Origin of the sequence: uncultured Aquimarina sp. (assembly GCF_947492965.1) — a bacterium.
Taxonomy (GTDB): Bacteria; Bacteroidota; Bacteroidia; order Flavobacteriales; family Flavobacteriaceae; genus Aquimarina.
In genome coordinates this window covers 61,612-77,123 of the sequence record NZ_CANLOZ010000003.1, presented here as the reverse complement: position 1 = coordinate 77,123, position 15,512 = coordinate 61,612, and the positions used below count along the sequence as shown (strand labels likewise).

14 protein-coding genes are annotated in these 15,512 nt (G+C 31.6%); 7 read left to right on the top strand and 7 right to left on the bottom strand.

All coding sequences use genetic code 11. The features are described 5' to 3' along the window. Positions 1–300: 300 nt before the first annotated feature. The 3 genes from Q1B37_RS08535 to Q1B37_RS08525 all read left to right on the top strand — a co-directional run bounded on the left by Q1B37_RS08535 (position 301) and on the right by Q1B37_RS08525 (position 2,416). A complete protein-coding gene (locus Q1B37_RS08535; RefSeq protein ID WP_299897843.1) occupies positions 301–630 on the top strand; it encodes a T9SS type A sorting domain-containing protein in 330 nt (109 codons plus the stop codon). A gap of 132 nt (positions 631–762) precedes the next feature. Beyond that, on the top strand, positions 763–1,743 hold the full coding sequence (locus tag Q1B37_RS08530; protein ID WP_299897842.1) for an acyl transferase: 981 nt from the start codon (positions 763–765) through the stop codon (positions 1,741–1,743). 223 nt (positions 1,744–1,966) lie between these two features. Further along, the gene (locus Q1B37_RS08525) at positions 1,967–2,416 is read left to right on the top strand and encodes a YHS domain-containing (seleno)protein (protein ID WP_299605119.1); all 450 of its coding nucleotides are present in this window, start codon (positions 1,967–1,969) and stop codon (positions 2,414–2,416) included. Between the two features lie 126 nt (positions 2,417–2,542). Here Q1B37_RS08525 and tyrS read toward each other — a convergent pair whose 3' ends face one another. The 3 genes from tyrS to Q1B37_RS08510 form a co-directional block, all read right to left on the bottom strand. Next, positions 2,543–3,838, bottom strand: a complete 1,296-nt coding sequence (gene tyrS / locus Q1B37_RS08520) for a tyrosine--tRNA ligase (RefSeq protein ID WP_299897840.1) — start codon at positions 3,836–3,838, stop codon at positions 2,543–2,545. Positions 3,839–3,931: 93 nt separating this feature from the next. Continuing rightward, the gene (locus Q1B37_RS08515) at positions 3,932–4,672 is read right to left on the bottom strand and encodes a hypothetical protein (RefSeq protein ID WP_299897838.1); all 741 of its coding nucleotides are present in this window, start codon (positions 4,670–4,672) and stop codon (positions 3,932–3,934) included. Positions 4,673–4,676: 4 nt separating this feature from the next. After that, the gene (locus tag Q1B37_RS08510; protein ID WP_299605113.1) at positions 4,677–5,264 is read right to left on the bottom strand and encodes a sigma-70 family RNA polymerase sigma factor; all 588 of its coding nucleotides are present in this window, start codon (positions 5,262–5,264) and stop codon (positions 4,677–4,679) included. 250 nt (positions 5,265–5,514) lie between these two features. Here Q1B37_RS08510 and Q1B37_RS08505 point away from each other — a divergent pair, with 250 nt between their 5' ends. Together Q1B37_RS08505 and Q1B37_RS08500 are read left to right on the top strand one after the other, a co-directional pair. Beyond that, positions 5,515–8,448: a CHAT domain-containing protein gene (locus Q1B37_RS08505; protein WP_299897836.1), complete on the top strand. Its 2,934-nt coding sequence runs from the start codon at positions 5,515–5,517 to the stop codon at positions 8,446–8,448. 31 nt (positions 8,449–8,479) lie between these two features. Continuing rightward, complete coding sequence (locus Q1B37_RS08500) at positions 8,480–9,496, top strand: NAD-dependent epimerase/dehydratase family protein (RefSeq protein ID WP_299897834.1); 1,017 nt, start codon at positions 8,480–8,482, stop codon at positions 9,494–9,496. Here Q1B37_RS08500 and Q1B37_RS08495 read toward each other — a convergent pair. The 3 genes from Q1B37_RS08495 to Q1B37_RS08485 all read right to left on the bottom strand — a co-directional run bounded on the left by Q1B37_RS08495 (position 9,459) and on the right by Q1B37_RS08485 (position 12,185). Then, on the bottom strand, positions 9,459–10,001 hold the full coding sequence (locus tag Q1B37_RS08495) for a DUF4296 domain-containing protein (protein ID WP_299897831.1): 543 nt from the start codon (positions 9,999–10,001) through the stop codon (positions 9,459–9,461). The two genes, Q1B37_RS08500 and Q1B37_RS08495, sit on opposite strands and share 38 nt — an antisense overlap. Positions 10,002–10,110: 109 nt before the next feature. Beyond that, positions 10,111–11,451, bottom strand: a complete 1,341-nt coding sequence (locus Q1B37_RS08490) for a dihydroorotase (RefSeq protein WP_299605105.1) — start codon at positions 11,449–11,451, stop codon at positions 10,111–10,113. Between the two features lie 2 nt (positions 11,452–11,453). Continuing rightward, positions 11,454–12,185 carry a polyprenol monophosphomannose synthase gene (locus tag Q1B37_RS08485; RefSeq protein WP_299605103.1) on the bottom strand — a complete coding sequence of 244 codons (732 nt, stop codon included), beginning with the start codon at positions 12,183–12,185 and terminating at the stop codon, positions 11,454–11,456. Positions 12,186–12,357: 172 nt separating this feature from the next. Between Q1B37_RS08485 and Q1B37_RS24240 the strand changes: the two genes are divergently transcribed. Next, the gene (locus tag Q1B37_RS24240) at positions 12,358–13,011 is read left to right on the top strand and encodes a DUF4271 domain-containing protein (protein WP_366944311.1); all 654 of its coding nucleotides are present in this window, start codon (positions 12,358–12,360) and stop codon (positions 13,009–13,011) included. 32 nt (positions 13,012–13,043) lie between these two features. Further along, positions 13,044–13,790 carry a uroporphyrinogen-III synthase gene (locus Q1B37_RS08480; protein WP_299897828.1) on the top strand — a complete coding sequence of 249 codons (747 nt, stop codon included), beginning with the start codon at positions 13,044–13,046 and terminating at the stop codon, positions 13,788–13,790. An 82-nt stretch (positions 13,791–13,872) separates the two neighbouring features. Here the strand turns inward: Q1B37_RS08480 and pckA are convergent, their stop codons facing one another. Then, the gene (pckA, locus tag Q1B37_RS08475; protein ID WP_299897825.1) at positions 13,873–15,489 is read right to left on the bottom strand and encodes a phosphoenolpyruvate carboxykinase (ATP); all 1,617 of its coding nucleotides are present in this window, start codon (positions 15,487–15,489) and stop codon (positions 13,873–13,875) included. Positions 15,490–15,512 lie beyond the last annotated feature (23 nt).

Sequence of the window (15,512 nt, the reverse complement as noted above, 5' to 3'; positions counted from 1 at the left end):
AAAAATGGATTATGTTTAAAAAAAGAAAAATGGAATAAGACTAAATGAAGATTTTTTAGTCTAATAATACCGAATCCGATATTTCCATAAATGTGTACATAAATCCTTATAACTTCATAATAAACAAAGATGAGACTTTTTCCCGAGACAACAAAAAAGAAAAACCTTAATTATGAAAAGGATATACCATAAATGTGAAAATAAATTTGTTATTTTGTACATATTTAACATTTAAAAATGGTTGCCCTAACTCTATTTTTAATAAAATATTGTACTTTTATAGTCCCAAAATAAAGTTTTATGAAGAAAATCTACTTACTACTCATATTTATCGGCATTTTTGTCCTTTCTTCTACTACAGAAGTTCAGGCGCAATCATCCATTGAAATAAAGGATCAAGAAGAAATTAGTATATTTCCAAATCCAGTTACTGGAGATGTTTTAAACATCACTTCCAAATCTGGAAAATCAATAACGTGTAGAGTTTTTAATGTATTAGGTAAAACTGTTTTATTTAAAGTAATTACCACAAGAGAACAATTGGATATTTCCGCCCTACCACCAGGTGTATATGTATTGAAGATTAAATCTGGTAAGGAGATTTTTTCTAAAAAATTAATTAGACAATAATTACATCATCTTTATAGACTATATTTTGTGATATCGAAAGAACGCATATCATAACCCATAATACTTAAAAAACACCCTATTTATAAAGGGTGTTTTTTTATACCTTTGTTTCAAAAATACATTGAAAAGTTTATGCTATCCGACAGAATTTTTGAAATTGAAAATGATGCAGAATTTGAAGAGGTAGCCTTAAGAGTTTTTCATCATCAATACATTCATTGCAAAGTATACCAGCGTTTTTGTAATTTATTAGGTGTTACTAAAAACTCCGTAACCCGAACTACACAAATACCTTTTCTTCCGATAGAATTTTTTAAACAAGAAACTATTGTAAGCTCTCCAGCAAATGTGCAACAGATCTTTACTAGTAGTGGCACCACTGGAAGTATTACCAGTAAGCACTACGTTACAAATCTAAAGATTTATGAAAACAGCTTCAGAAAGGCATTTCATTCTTTTTACGGAGACATTTCAGATTATACAGTTTTGGCTTTATTACCTTCATACTTAGAAAGAGAAGGCTCTTCCTTAGTATATATGGCTGATCAATTTATAAAAGCAAGTAACAAACCTAATAGTGGCTTTTATCTTAATGAAATAGATACACTGATTCAAACCATCAATCAGCTAGCAGAAAAACAAGAGAAAGTATTGGTAATCGGTGTTTCTTTTGCGCTTTTAGATATTGCAGAGCAACACTCCCTCCATTTAAATGATAATATTGTAATCATGGAAACAGGAGGAATGAAAGGTAGGCGTAAAGAAATAGTCCGAGAAGAATTACATGAAGTATTAAAAAAAGGGTTTGGTGTTTCTAAAATTCATAGCGAATATGGAATGACCGAATTATTATCACAAGCCTACTCTAAAGGCAATAGTCTTTTTAATTGTCCTCCTTGGATGAAAATATATACTCGCGATCCAGAAGATGCCCTCACTTTATTAAAACACAACAAAACGGGTGGAATTAATATTATAGACTTAGCAAATATTAATTCTTGTTCCTTTATTGCCACACAAGATCTGGGTAAAACTCACATAGATGGAAGTTTCGAAATTCTTGGCAGATTCGACAATAGTGATATTAGAGGATGTAACCTAATGGTATTGTAACCTCACTTTTTTCATTTTATTCTATACAATTAAGATTCTTTTATGATCTTTTTATGCAACATAGAAAGTGTTCACACGTATTTATAAATGTATAGGTTTTAGTATATAGCGCATATCAAATTGGATATTCACAGATATTAAAAACTTATAATTATGTTAAAATTGTAATGTCCTGTTTTTTTTACGACTGAATGGGTGTAACAACAAAAAAACATTACTCAGAATGAAAAAGTTCTTAATCTTACTGTTTTTAGGATTAGCCGCTAACTTAACAGCACAGAAGATTGATTACAATCTAAAAAAAGGTTTTGTCGCAGAAGGATACGATGTAACAGAATACTTTAATAATAAAGCTGTGAAGGGAGAAAGTAAATATACTACTACTCATGACAATGTGAAATATAAATTCGCAAGTCAGGCAAATTTGGATGCATTTAAAAAGAATCCAGAAAAATTTGTTCCTCAATATGGTGGTTACTGTGCCTACGCAATTGGAGCGAAAGCAGAAAAGGTAGATATTGATCCTGAAACCTATGAAATAAGAGATGGTAAACTGTACTTATTCTATAATTCCTGGGGAATAAACACATTAACCAAATGGAATGATGAAGGTGCAGAAGCCTTAAAAAATAAAGCCGATGAGAATTGGCAAAAAATAAAAGCAAAAAAATAATCGAGCAAATTCTCGATAAACATATAGAACGTTAAGTTTTTTTCAATAATTGATTGGTTAGTTGACAAAGCCTGCTAAGAAGAGATTCTTGCAGGCTTTGTTTTTTTATGTGGTTTTGTTATTTCTTTATACTGCTCTAATCACAAAATAGTTTTTCTTTCCTCTTTGTAACAGCACGAACTGGTCGTTGATTAAATCATTAGAAGTGATAGAATACCCGTCTTTTACTTTTTCTTTATTCACAGAAATAGAGTTTTCTTTTAATGCACGTCTTGCTTCTCCATTTGATTTTAAAAACCCCGTATGTTCCGCTAATGCTCCAATAATATCTACACCATTGCTGATGTTATCTTTAGATATTTCTGCTTGTGGCACACCATCAAATACATCCAAGAAAGTAGCTTCATCCAACCCTTTTAAATCTTCTGATGTAGATTTACCAAACAATATATTAGAAGCTTTGATCGCATTATCCAAATCTTCTTGAGAATGCACCATAATAGTGATCTCATCTGCTAACTTCTTTTGAAGAATTCTTTGATGTGGAGCTTCATTATGAGCGACAATTAGGTTTTCAATCTCTTCTTTCGTTAGAAAAGTAAAAATCTTGATATACTTTTCAGCATCCTGATCACTTGTGTTTAACCAATACTGATAAAATTTATAAGGAGAAGTTCTTTTCGCATCTAACCAAACATTACCACCTTCAGATTTACCAAACTTAGAACCATCAGATTTTGTAATCAATGGGCACGTAAGGGCATACCCTTTACCGCCTCCAATTCGTCTGATCAATTCTGTACCAGTGGTAATATTACCCCACTGATCACTACCTCCCATTTGCAATGTACAATCATGCTCTTTATACAAATGCAAGAAATCATATCCTTGTACTAATTGGTAAGTGAATTCTGTAAATGACATCCCATCAGAAGATTCTGAAGAAATTCTGTTCTTCACAGAATCTTTGGCCATCATATAATTTACAGTAATATGCTTACCTACATCTCTAATAAAATCAAGGAATGAAAATTCTTTCATCCAATCATAGTTGTTTACTAAAACGGCAGCGTTAGGCTCATCACTTTCAAAATCCAAAAACTGTGATAATTGTAGTTTTATAGCTTCCTGGTTATGGCGAAGTGTATTTTCATCCAAAAGATTACGCTCTGCAGATTTACCAGAAGGGTCACCTATCATTCCAGTAGCACCACCAACTAGAGCAAAAGGTTTATGACCAGCACGCTGATAGTGCGCCAGTAACATAATTGGTACTAGATTACCAATATGTAAAGAATCTGCTGTTGGATCAAATCCTACATACGCCGCACGCATCTGCTCTAATAAATACTCTTCTGTACCAGGCATTGCATCATGCAACATTCCACGCCAACGAAGTTCTTCTATAAAATTTACAGCCATTTTTGTAGTGTTCAAATTATGGCGCAAAGATAAAAATATGGATTATATAGCCCTATGAATACTGTAGAAATTAGTATCAGCTGATTGAAAAAATTAATCTTCTAATTTAGCTAATAGCTCTTGTGCTTTTTCTTTGTAAACACCATCAAAATCAACAATGTCTTTTAATAAGGCTGAAGATTTTTCAGCATCTTTTAGCTTTAAATAAGTTAAGGCCTGATACCAATTAGCATTTTCAGAATATTTACTATCATCACCTATCTGCTGAAATTGCTCCAAAGCTTCTTGCTCTTTTCCTAAATTTAGATAACTATTCCCTAAATACAATCTAAATTGTTCCGTTAATGGAAATGAAGTATTATCAGAAAGTATAGCTACCACCTTTTGGTAATCACCTTCTGCGTAACTTTTCATAATAACATCTTTTTCTACCTGAGTACTTCCTCTGATAACATCTTCTACAGGATATATTTCATAATACGCAGCGTATAAATCAGAAAAATCACCTGAAGTATTTAGCGTATTCCATAATAAAGTACCAACCCCAAAAACAATTACTATCGAAGCTGCTATTTTCCAGAATAATGAATAAGAAATAGTACTTTCTTCTGAACTTTCTCGTTTGATCTCTGTACTGATTTTATGTAACTTTTCTTTAAATAGAAGCGTATCCGTATCACTTAACACTCGTTGCAGTTCGCGATGCTTTTCTACTTCGAGTTCTAGCTCAGAATCCATAGATATTTCCTTTTCAAAAGCAATAACCTCTTGAGCAGGTAACTCTTTTGATAAATAAAGCTCTATTTTTTCAAATAATTCCTGAGTTCTTTCCATCACATTAATCTTTTACAGAAGTTATTTTTAATTCCTGAAACATAGGGTCTTTCTCTAATTTTTCTAACAACGCTTTCTTACATTCAAACTTTTTCTTTCTGGTGTATCCGTCTGAATATCCTGTTATACTTGCAATTTCTTTCATGTTATTACCATCAAAAACAAGATTCAGGATTTCTTTACAAGAATCACTTAAAGCAAGAAAATACTTCCTATACAAATGCTCCCGCTCTTTGTATTCGATCTCTTCACTTATTGACTTTTCTATTCTTTCATTTTCTTCCAGCACCTCATTATCTACAATCATTTTCTTTTTCTTTCTCAATCGACTCCTCCACATGTTCTTACATATCGCATAAAGATAGGTTCTAACTGTAACGTTGGAATGTATATCCAAAGTACCTGCTTTTAATTTTTCATAAATAACTATTAATGCATCCTGAAAAATATCCTCAGCATCTTCTTCGTCTCCCGAATTTTTTAAAACAAAACCTTTTATGTAACTAAAGTTTTTCTTGTAAAAAGCCTTAATTGCTTTGGCATCACCAGCTAGAATTCCTTCTAAAATTTTGCGATCATCATTAATACTCATAGGTTAATGTCCTAAAACAGCAATCTGTTACCTTATTAGTTTAATTTTTATTTATCTGTAAAAGTAACATTTTTATGTGCTATACTATAAATAAATATAAATGGTTATCTATTTTTGATTTTAAAAGTACATAACCAACTATCTAAAATAACAAGCTTATCTGAGAACACCTATTGTCTATGCATGATTTAAGATAGGTTTTAGATAAAAATCAAACAATCTAACATTAAGGATGTTTATATTGTCATCAATGGAACGACTGGAATATTTTTTTACTCTTAAGATTGTATATATTACTATTCTTTTTCTTCCATTATGCCAAATTTTAGCACAGTCATCTAAGGACACGATACTAGCCTCACAATATCTACAAAAAGCTGAATCTCTATTTGAACAAAAGAAACTTGAACGTTCTGTAGAATACTATAAAAAAGCTTTGGATGTAGAATCTAAAATATATGGTCAGAATCATGAAAAAATAATTATTCATTACAATAGAATAGGCCTTATTTATAAAAACTTGGGTGAACATGAAATTGCACTTGATTATTTTAAAACTTTTGTAAGACTATCGATTAAGAAATATGGTTGGTATCATTTTTATACTGGAACTGGATTTCTATATATTGGAGTTACCTACAAAAACCTTTTGCGATATGATTTAGCACTAGAAAACTACGAGAAATCACTGCTTATTTTCCAGTATTCTAGAAAAAGGGATATGATCGCTTTTACTTATGACAATATCGGAGATGTTTACATTAAAAACGGCGCACACGAAAAGGCAATAGAGTATTACAACAAGAGTATTCTTATAGGAACTAAGCTGTTTGGAGAAAACTATATTGAAAATGGAAAGAGTTATCAGAATATTGGTAACCTCTACAGGGATCAAAAAAAGTATGGAAAATCACTTACAAACTATCTAGAAAGCTTAAGAATACACATACAAGCTTATGGAGAAAACAATATTAATGTAGCCGAATTATACGCTAATATTGGAGACATCTACGACTACAGAAAAGAATATGACATCTCATTATCTTATTACCAAAAATCTCTTAACGCCTACTCAACTGTTTTAGATGAAAATGATCCAAAAATTGTGAACTTAAATCTAAGAATTGCAAATATTTATATTCAGAAACAGAAATATGAAGACGCCCTACAATACTATGAAAAAGGGTTAATTACATTTCAAAAAACCTATGGTAATAAACATATACTAACTTCGGATTTCTACTATAACATAGCGAAAGTGTACGATAAGAAAAAAGACTTTTCTAAAGCAATATCTTACTATGATAAAGCCGTAAAAGCTAATAGAAAATCAAAATATGATACCCGAAGAACAAACGTTTTTGATCCTAGCGAATATTATGATTTAAAATTACTATTAACCGTACTCAGGGGGAAAGCTACTACACTTCTATCGAAATATGAAGAGTACGAGAATATTGAAGATCTATGTAAAAGTTTAGAGATCTATGATCAAGCTGATGTTTTGATTAATTATATCCGAAAATCCTATCAAGATTATCAAGAGAAAATTTTATTCGCAGAAAGTGCTAGAATTATTTATGCGGATGCTATCAAAGCACAATTTCAGTTTTACAAGGAAATAGGAGCTAAGCATACTCTTGAAAAAATAATTTACCTAATAGAAAAAAGCAAAGCAAATACACTTAAGGACTTAATCAACGAATCAAAGACTAAAGAGTTTGCCGGCTTATCTCCTGAGTTATTAGAACTCGAAAAAAACCAAAGGATTAATAGAGCTTTTTATCAATCTAGAATAGTTGAAGAAACATCCAAAGCAAACATCGATGGGTCTAAAATTCAGGAATACGAAAACAAATTACATAAGTTAAGTCTGATAGAAGACTCTCTAGCCTTTGTATTAAAAACAAATTATCCCAAATACCACAAATTAAAATACCAAAACTCCATAATATTAGTAGATGATATCCAAGAAATGCTGCACCCGACATCTACGCTTTTAGAATTTTTTATAGCCAATGATATTGTATACACATTTATCATTACCAAAAATAAAATTGCGGTTAAAGAATTAAAGATATCTAATCTAAATGAAAAAGTTTCGGAATTCAGAATGACGATAACCGATAGAAATACAAAGACATATAAGAAAATAGCTCATTTATTGTATAAAGACCTTATAGCTCCAATTAAAAATGAGCTTCTAGGCAAAGAACTTATCATTGTTCCAGATGGTGCTTTATGGCATCTTAATTTTGATTTACTACTAAGTAAAGACGACATTACTAATAACCCTAAAGACCTATCCTATTTACTAAAAGATTATACTGTTTCTTATGCCAACTCCGCAAACTTATTATTTTCGGATAGAGATAAAAGCTTATTTAATTTTAAAAACACACAAGAAGAATGTCTAGCCTTTTCTTTTTCTAATAAAATTGATAAACAAAGTTCAAATACCATAAGTTTATCAGATCTTACTCAGTATACAAATGATTTGCCAGGAACTCGCAAAGAAATTAAGGCCATTGCCAATATTATTAATGGAAATTATTTTTATGGATCGGAGGCTATTGAAACTAATTTTAAAAAGAATGTGAGTAATTATAGTATCTTACATTTAGCATTACATGGTGAAGTGGATAATGAGCGACCAGAAAATTCAAAGCTATTTTTTACAAAGAGTAATGACTCTATCGAGGATAATTTACTCTATAGCCATGAACTATTTGCATTGGACATCCCAGCAGAACTAACAGTTCTAAGCGCCTGTAATACAGGTACAGGAAAAATTGCGAAAGGAGAAGGGATTATGAGTTTAGGAACTGCGTTTCAGTATGCGGGAGCTAAGAGCTTATTGCTAAGTAGTTGGGATGTTTCGGATCAGACTACTCCAGATTTAATGACCTATTTTTATATCAACCTAAAAAATGGCATGAGTAAATCACAAGCTCTGCAACATGCAAAATTAGAGTATCTTAAAAATGGGAATATCAATCGTATCCACCCTTTCTATTGGGGAGGTTTTTATCTTTTAGGAGATTCTGATCCTGTCCAATTCGGAACGAATCCTTTTTGGTATTGGATAGCAATAGGAGTTACAAGTATTATCATAATCTTTTTAGGTGGGTTATGGTACAGAAACAAAAAAATAGGAACAGTGAGCAAAGATATTTATAGCTAATTGTTTACATTAGTATTCCAGAAGAAGAAGAATGATTTTAGTTACCGGAGCAACAGGTTTAGTGGGCACTCATTTACTGATCAAACTATTAAAAGAAAAACATCAGATACGAGCCACATACAGAACAGCAACAAAAAAAGATTATGCAAAAAGCATCTATTTAAAGTGCTGTAATCCGGAAGATCGAGAAGCATTTGATACTATTGAATGGATTAAAACTGATCTGAATGACATTCCTGAATTAACTAAAGCCTTTGTAGACATCACTCATGTTTATCATTGTGCTGCCATGATTTCTTTTAATCCTTCACATTTCAAAAAATTAAGAAAAACAAATATTGAAGGAACTGCAAACATTGTAAATCTATCTTTATTAAACAATGTTCAAAAACTATGTTATGTAAGCTCTATTGCAACATTAAGTGAAAACGCATTACAAAATCCTATTAATGAAAATTCAGAATGGAATCCTGAAATTTCCGATTCTGTTTATGCCATCACTAAATATGGAGCAGAAATGGAAGTATGGAGAGGTACTCAGGAAGGATTAGATGCAGTCATTGTAAATCCTGGAATAATTATAGGTCGTGGTTTTTACAATTCTGGAAGTGGTTTTTTATTTAAAAAAATACACAAGGGAATGCCTTATTACACCAATGGAACTACTGGCTATGTTGCTGTGGAGGATGTAATAGAAATCATGTATCGTCTCACAAATAGCACTATTAAAAATCAACGTTATGTGGTAGTTGCCGAAAATTTGAGCTTTAAAAATGCGTTTACTCTTATTGCAAAAGCTTTACAAAAATCAATTCCCAAAAAGAAGGTTTCTCCGTTAACGATTAAAATAGCATATTATATTCAAGAATTTAGTCATTTCCTTTTTAGAACTAAAAAAATTCTATTTAAGTCTTCTATAAAAAGTGCGTTTACAAATTCTTTCTATGAGAATGATAAAATCAAAAAGGAATTATCCTATGATTTCTTACCAATAGAAAATGCTATAGAAACTACTGCTTCTTTTTTCCTGAAGGAGAAGAAGACTTAACCCTCTTTTTAACAGCATTTTCCATCTCCGCATTCATCAATTCTTCTTCTATTGATTCTAATTTATCTAAATCAGATGGTAGTATTTTTTCATTTTCAAGACCATTTTTGATTCGTTTCAAAGAGTCTTCTATCTTTTTTAACGAATCCTCTTCCTTCTTAAGTTTCTCAAACTTAATTTTTGAGACTTCTATATTCTTTTTTACCTTATTGAATATTTTTTCGTAGTCATCGAGCTTGCTAATATACCATCTATTGTTTTCTGCAAACACTAAGCTATCGACACCATGTTTTTCTAATATATATAACTCTGGATTTATTTTTTCGATATCAAAAACCTTTTTATAACTTCCTTTAGCAGCTTTCACAAAAGCTATATCCGTAAGTATCTCAATCATCTTATCTTCCTCGATAAAGTTTTCGGGTTTATCAATCTTATCCAGATTTTGACAAGAGAACCCTACGAGTATCAATAATAAAGCACTATAAACAACACTTTTTTTCACATATTTTAATTTTAATGATTATCAAGAACTAACCATAAAACCGAGAACTACACACATCAACTTTATTGTATAATTCAAAAGTTTTACCAATATAAAATTGAAGCTTTTCTTAACGATCAAAAGTTAATCTTTGTGCATTTTTAACATCATAGAACTTAAAGTTCTTATACACCAAACTTCCATTAATAAAAGTATGCGTAATTCTAGATTTAAAAGTTGTCCCCTCAAAAGGAGACCACCCACATTTGTACGCAATATTATCTGAGTTTACAGTCCAAGGCGCATTCAAATCTACCAAAACAGCATCTGCACAATATCCTTCTTTAATATACCCTCTTTTTGATACTTGAAAAAGAATTGCAGGATTATGACACATTTTTTCGGCGATTTTTTCTAATGAAATTTTACCTCTGTGATAAAACTCTAACATCGCTGGCAAAGCATGTTGCACTAAAGGACCACCTGATGGTGCTTTGGTGTATACATTACTCTTCTCTTCTTTTGTATGTGGCGCATGATCCGTAGCAATTACATCTAATTTATCTGCCAATAATGCTTCAAATAATGCATCTCGATCTTTAGCAGTTTTCACTGCAGGATTCCATTTAATAAGAGTTCCCTTTTGCTTATAATCTTCATCAGAAAACCAAAGATGATGTATACAAACTTCTGCAGTTATTTTTTTCTCTTTCAGAGGAATTTTATTGGTAAAAAGTTCCAGTTCTTTTGCTGTAGAAAGATGAAATACATGTAATCTAGCTCCAGTTTTTTTAGCTAATGCTACAGCACTAGAAGAAGATAAGTAACAAGCTTCTTCACTTCTTATTACCGGATGCATTTCGATAGGAATGTCATCCCCATATTGTTCTTTATACTTTGCTGTATTATTTCTAATCGTCTCTTCATCCTCACAATGAACCGATATTACTAAATCCGTCGATGAAAAAATCTTTTCTAATACTTCTGGATTATCCACTAACATATTTCCTGTAGAAGACCCAAGGAATAATTTAAGCCCTGCCACTTTAGATGGATCTAACTTTATTATCTCTTCTAAGTTATCGTTAGTTCCTCCAAACATAAAAGAATAATTCGCATAACTAGTTTTAGCTGCGATATCAAACTTTTCTTCAAGTTTTTCTACCGTTGTTGTCTGAGGATTTGTATTAGGCATTTCTATAAAAGAAGTTATTCCTCCTGCAACAGCAGCTTTAGACTCAGTTTCGATAGTTGCTTTGTGTGTTAATCCTGGCTCTCTAAAATGAACCTGATCATCGATTACCCCAGGAAATAGGTACTTCCCTTCTGCATCAAAAACCTGAACATCTGGAGATTTTGCACTTATCTGTGCTGCAATTTCTTTGAAAAACCCATTTTCTATATATACGTCTCCATTGAAAATTTTTCCTTCATTAACAATGTTCGCGTTTTTAATCAATACACTATTCATAATTATATATCATAACTATTAAACAAACTCTTTAATTTCATTCCCAAAACTCCAAAAATCGCCTCTGAAATGATTCCTTTACTCATCTTAGAAGCACCACGTGTTCTATCTGTAAAAATTACTGGGACTTCTTTTATTTTAAACTTAAGGAGATAAGCCTTAAACTTCATTTCGATTTGAAAAGCATACCCAACAAATTTAATTTTATCAAGATTTATTTTTTCTAAAACCTCTCTTTTATAACATACAAAACCTGCTGTTGTGTCATGGATATTCATACCTGTAATTAGACGCACATATTTTGAGGCTAACCAAGAGAGTAATACTCTACTCATTGGCCAATTGACCACATTCACTCCAGTTACGTATCTTGATCCTATGGCCACATGAGATGATCCTTTGGCACAAGCATTATACAACCTTATTAAATCATTAGGGTTATGAGAAAAATCAGCATCCATTTCAAAGATATATTCATACGAATTTTCCAAAGCCCATTTAAAGCCCGTAATATAGGCTGTTCCTAAACCAAGTTTACCTTCTCTTTCTAATAAAAACAAATGTTCTCCATATATTTCTTGCAGCTCTTTAACTTTTGCCGCAGTTCCGTCAGGAGAGTTATCATCTACAATCAGTATATCGAAATCACGCTGTAATGCAAGCACATTTTTAATAATACGCTCTACATTTTCAATTTCATTATAGGTAGGTATAATTACTAAGGCGTCTACCATCTGGGTATTTTCAGGCAAATATAACTAAATAATCACTAGATTATTTCCAGTTTTTTTCAGTAAAAATATAGTTTAATAATATAACTACCAGAAGAAATTAGTGTTGCATCTTTATTTACTTTATTTTCATTTTCTTATGTAGCAACTATGATTTAATTTTGGAGCATCAATTATGGAAGTTATTACAAGAGAAATTATAACAAGCGACTGGATTACCATTATATTTCTGGTATGTTTTATATTGTTAGCTACTGCAAAACTCATGAACTCAGTATTGTTTCATGAATTTACAATGCTTTTTAACACAAATAAGTATGTGGTATTAAATCATAAGGGGAATAAACTCTCTAATGCATTTAATGCAATACTAATATTAGTGCAAATACTGTCTGTGTCTTTATTTGCATATCTATGCGTTGAAACTTTTCAATGGAAAGTAAACGAATTAAATATGTTATTCTATTTCAAGATCACTTTACTCTATTTATTCGTATTTCTATGCAAAATTTTAATCGAAAAAATTGTTTCTATTGTTTTTTCTATAGAATCCTTGATAGACGATTATTTATTCTATAAAATATCATATCGTAATTTTTTAGGCGTAATTTTATTACCTCTTAATTTATTCTTCATTTATACTGCAAAACCTTCAAAAATTGTTCTTCTAATTATTATAGGATCTTTGGTACTACTTAACTTAATCACTCTCTTTTCTGCCTATAAACGAAATGAAAACATTATTTTAAAGAACTTGTTTTATTTTATTTTGTATCTTTGCGCACTTGAAATCGCGCCCTATTTTATGCTTTACAAACTAATGGCATAATTTAGGAATACGTGTACTAATAAAGATTATATATGAAAGTGAAAACGATTTTGGTGTCTCAGCCAGAGCCTAAAGTAGAGAATTCGCCTTATTTCGATCTTGAAGAAAAGGAAAAGGTAAAAATTGACTTTATACCGTTTATTCACGTTGAGGGAGTAGATGCGAAAGAAGTGAGACAACAAAAGGTAGATTTATCTCAATACACAGCAATTATACTTACCAGTAGAAATTCTGTTGACCACTTTTTTAGAATCGCTGACGAAATGCGTTTTAAAGTACCTGATACTCTTAAATATTTCTGCCAGAGTGAAGCTGTAGCATATTATCTTCAGAAATATGTAGTTTATAGAAAGAGAAAGATTTATGTAGGGAAACGTACATTCCAAGAACTAACACCTTTGATTAAAAAGTACAAAAATGAAAAGTTCTTACTTCCTTCTTCCGATCAATTAAAACCTTTAATTCCAGACACTTTAAATTCATTGAAAGTAGACTGGAAACAAGCTATTTTTTACAGAACAGTAGTGAGTGATCTTTCTGATTTACGCGATGTATTTTATGATATTTTAGTATTCTTTAGCCCTTCTGGAATCAAATCATTATTTGAAAACTTTCCAGATTTTAAGCAAAACAATACGCGTATAGCAGTTTTCGGTAATTCTACTGTAAAAGCAGCCGAAGAACATGATTTAGTAGTGAATATTCAAGCTCCTACGCCTGAAACTCCTTCTATGACCATGGCGCTTCAGAAATATATTAAAGAAGCTAATAAAAAATAAGACATTTTTTTATTTCGATATAAAACTAAAAAGCCTGAAATTTAAATTTCAGGCTTTTTAATATCTATTACTTTTTATTTATTTAAAAAGCATATCGCTGTGGTCCACCTCTACGAATTTCTTCATTCGCATAAGATTCAAACTTTTTAAAATTCTCTCTAAATGCATTTGTTAGTTTAAATGCTGTCTTATAATAAGCTTCATCATCATTCCACGTTGCTCTAGGACTAAGCACACTAGTAGGAACTCCAGGACATTCTCTTGGTTGTGCTACCCCAAATACCGAATGAATATGATAGTTATCATAAGAATACAGACCTAAATCTCCGTTCAGTACTGCCTGAATCATTGCTCGCGTATATTTCAGTTTTATTCTGGTACCAACACCATAAGGACCACCTGTCCATCCAGTGTTTACCAACCAAACATTTACTCCAGTATCTTTCATTTTGTCAATAAGCATTTCTGCATATTTCGCTGGGTGTAAAGGCATAAATGGAGCACCAAAACAAGCAGAGAATGACGGAGTAGGCTCTACAACTCCTGCCTCTGTACCCGCAACTTTTGCTGTATATCCTGAGATAAAGTGGTATGCTGCTTGACTAGGCGTTAACTTAGAAATAGGAGGAATTACTCCAAACGCATCTGCCGTTAAAAAGAAAATGTTTTTTGGGTTTTTTCCAATAGAAGAATCCTGAATATTTTCAATATGATGTATTGGGTAACTTACTCTTGTATTTTGTGTAATTGAAGTATCTGAATAATCTACTTCTCCGTTATCATCTATAATAACGTTCTCTAAAATAGCTCCTTTTTTAATCGCTCCATATATCTCAGGTTCTTTCTCAGCAGACAGATCAATCACTTTTGCATAACATCCTCCTTCAAAATTAAAAATAGTATTTTCTTTTGTCCATCCATGCTCATCATCACCAATAAGCTTTCTATCGGGATCTGTAGATAAGGTTGTTTTTCCTGTACCTGATAATCCAAAAAATATGGCTGTATCTCCTTTTTCACCAACATTAGCCGAGCAATGCATTGGCAAGGTATTTTTATATACTGGCAAGATAAAATTCAAAGCAGAGAAAATTCCCTTTTTAATTTCACCTGTATAGCCTGTTCCTCCTATAAGTGCAATTTTTCTAGTAAAATTTAGAATAGCAAAATTATGCTGACGTGTTCCATCTACGGCAGCATCTGCCATAAAACCAGGAGCATTAATTACCGTCCACTCAGGATCAAAATCTTTTAACTCCTCTTCCGTTGGCCTTAAAAACATATTATAAGCAAACATATTTGACCAAGGATATTCATTAATTACCCTAATGTTTAATTTGTAATCAGGGTCTGCACACGCATAACTATCTCTAACAAATATTTCTTTCCCAGAAAGATAAGTGATCACTTTATCATATAAAGCATCAAATGCATCTGGCTCAAAAGGAATGTTAATATCACCCCACCAAATCTTTTCTTCAGTAATTTGGTCTTTTACAATAAAACGATCCATTGGAGAGCGACCTGTAAACTCACCTGTATTCACAGCAAGTGTGCCTGATTTTGTAATTCTTCCTTGTTTTTTTTGTACCGTTTCTTCCTGAAGTTCATCAGGAGATAATTGGTAACGTATTGTCGCATTTTCAATACCGTAATGCTTTAACGAAATCGTTTTCGTAATTGGATACAGTGGTTCCATAAAAATATGTTGTGTTTGTTATG

Bases quoted from the DNA above. Each gene is read 5' to 3' on its own strand.
- Q1B37_RS24240 (WP_366944311.1), top strand. From the start codon at position 12,358: ATGGAAGTTATTACAAGAGAAATTATAACAAGCGACTGGATTACCATT.
- Q1B37_RS08505 (WP_299897836.1), top strand. From the start codon at position 5,515: ATGGAACGACTGGAATATTTTTTTACTCTTAAGATTGTATATATTACT.
- Q1B37_RS08535 (WP_299897843.1), top strand. From the start codon at position 301: ATGAAGAAAATCTACTTACTACTCATATTTATCGGCATTTTTGTCCTT.
- Q1B37_RS08525 (WP_299605119.1), top strand. From the start codon at position 1,967: ATGAAAAAGTTCTTAATCTTACTGTTTTTAGGATTAGCCGCTAACTTA.
- Q1B37_RS08515 (WP_299897838.1), bottom strand. From the start codon at position 4,672: ATGGAAAGAACTCAGGAATTATTTGAAAAAATAGAGCTTTATTTATCA.
- Q1B37_RS08530 (WP_299897842.1), top strand. From the start codon at position 763: ATGCTATCCGACAGAATTTTTGAAATTGAAAATGATGCAGAATTTGAA.
- Q1B37_RS08490 (WP_299605105.1), bottom strand. From the start codon at position 11,451: ATGAATAGTGTATTGATTAAAAACGCGAACATTGTTAATGAAGGAAAA.
- tyrS (WP_299897840.1), bottom strand. From the start codon at position 3,838: ATGGCTGTAAATTTTATAGAAGAACTTCGTTGGCGTGGAATGTTGCAT.
- Q1B37_RS08480 (WP_299897828.1), top strand. From the start codon at position 13,044: ATGAAAGTGAAAACGATTTTGGTGTCTCAGCCAGAGCCTAAAGTAGAG.
- Q1B37_RS08510 (WP_299605113.1), bottom strand. From the start codon at position 5,264: ATGAGTATTAATGATGATCGCAAAATTTTAGAAGGAATTCTAGCTGGT.
- Q1B37_RS08485 (WP_299605103.1), bottom strand. From the start codon at position 12,185: ATGGTAGACGCCTTAGTAATTATACCTACCTATAATGAAATTGAAAAT.
- Q1B37_RS08500 (WP_299897834.1), top strand. From the start codon at position 8,480: ATGATTTTAGTTACCGGAGCAACAGGTTTAGTGGGCACTCATTTACTG.
- pckA (WP_299897825.1), bottom strand. From the start codon at position 15,489: ATGGAACCACTGTATCCAATTACGAAAACGATTTCGTTAAAGCATTAC.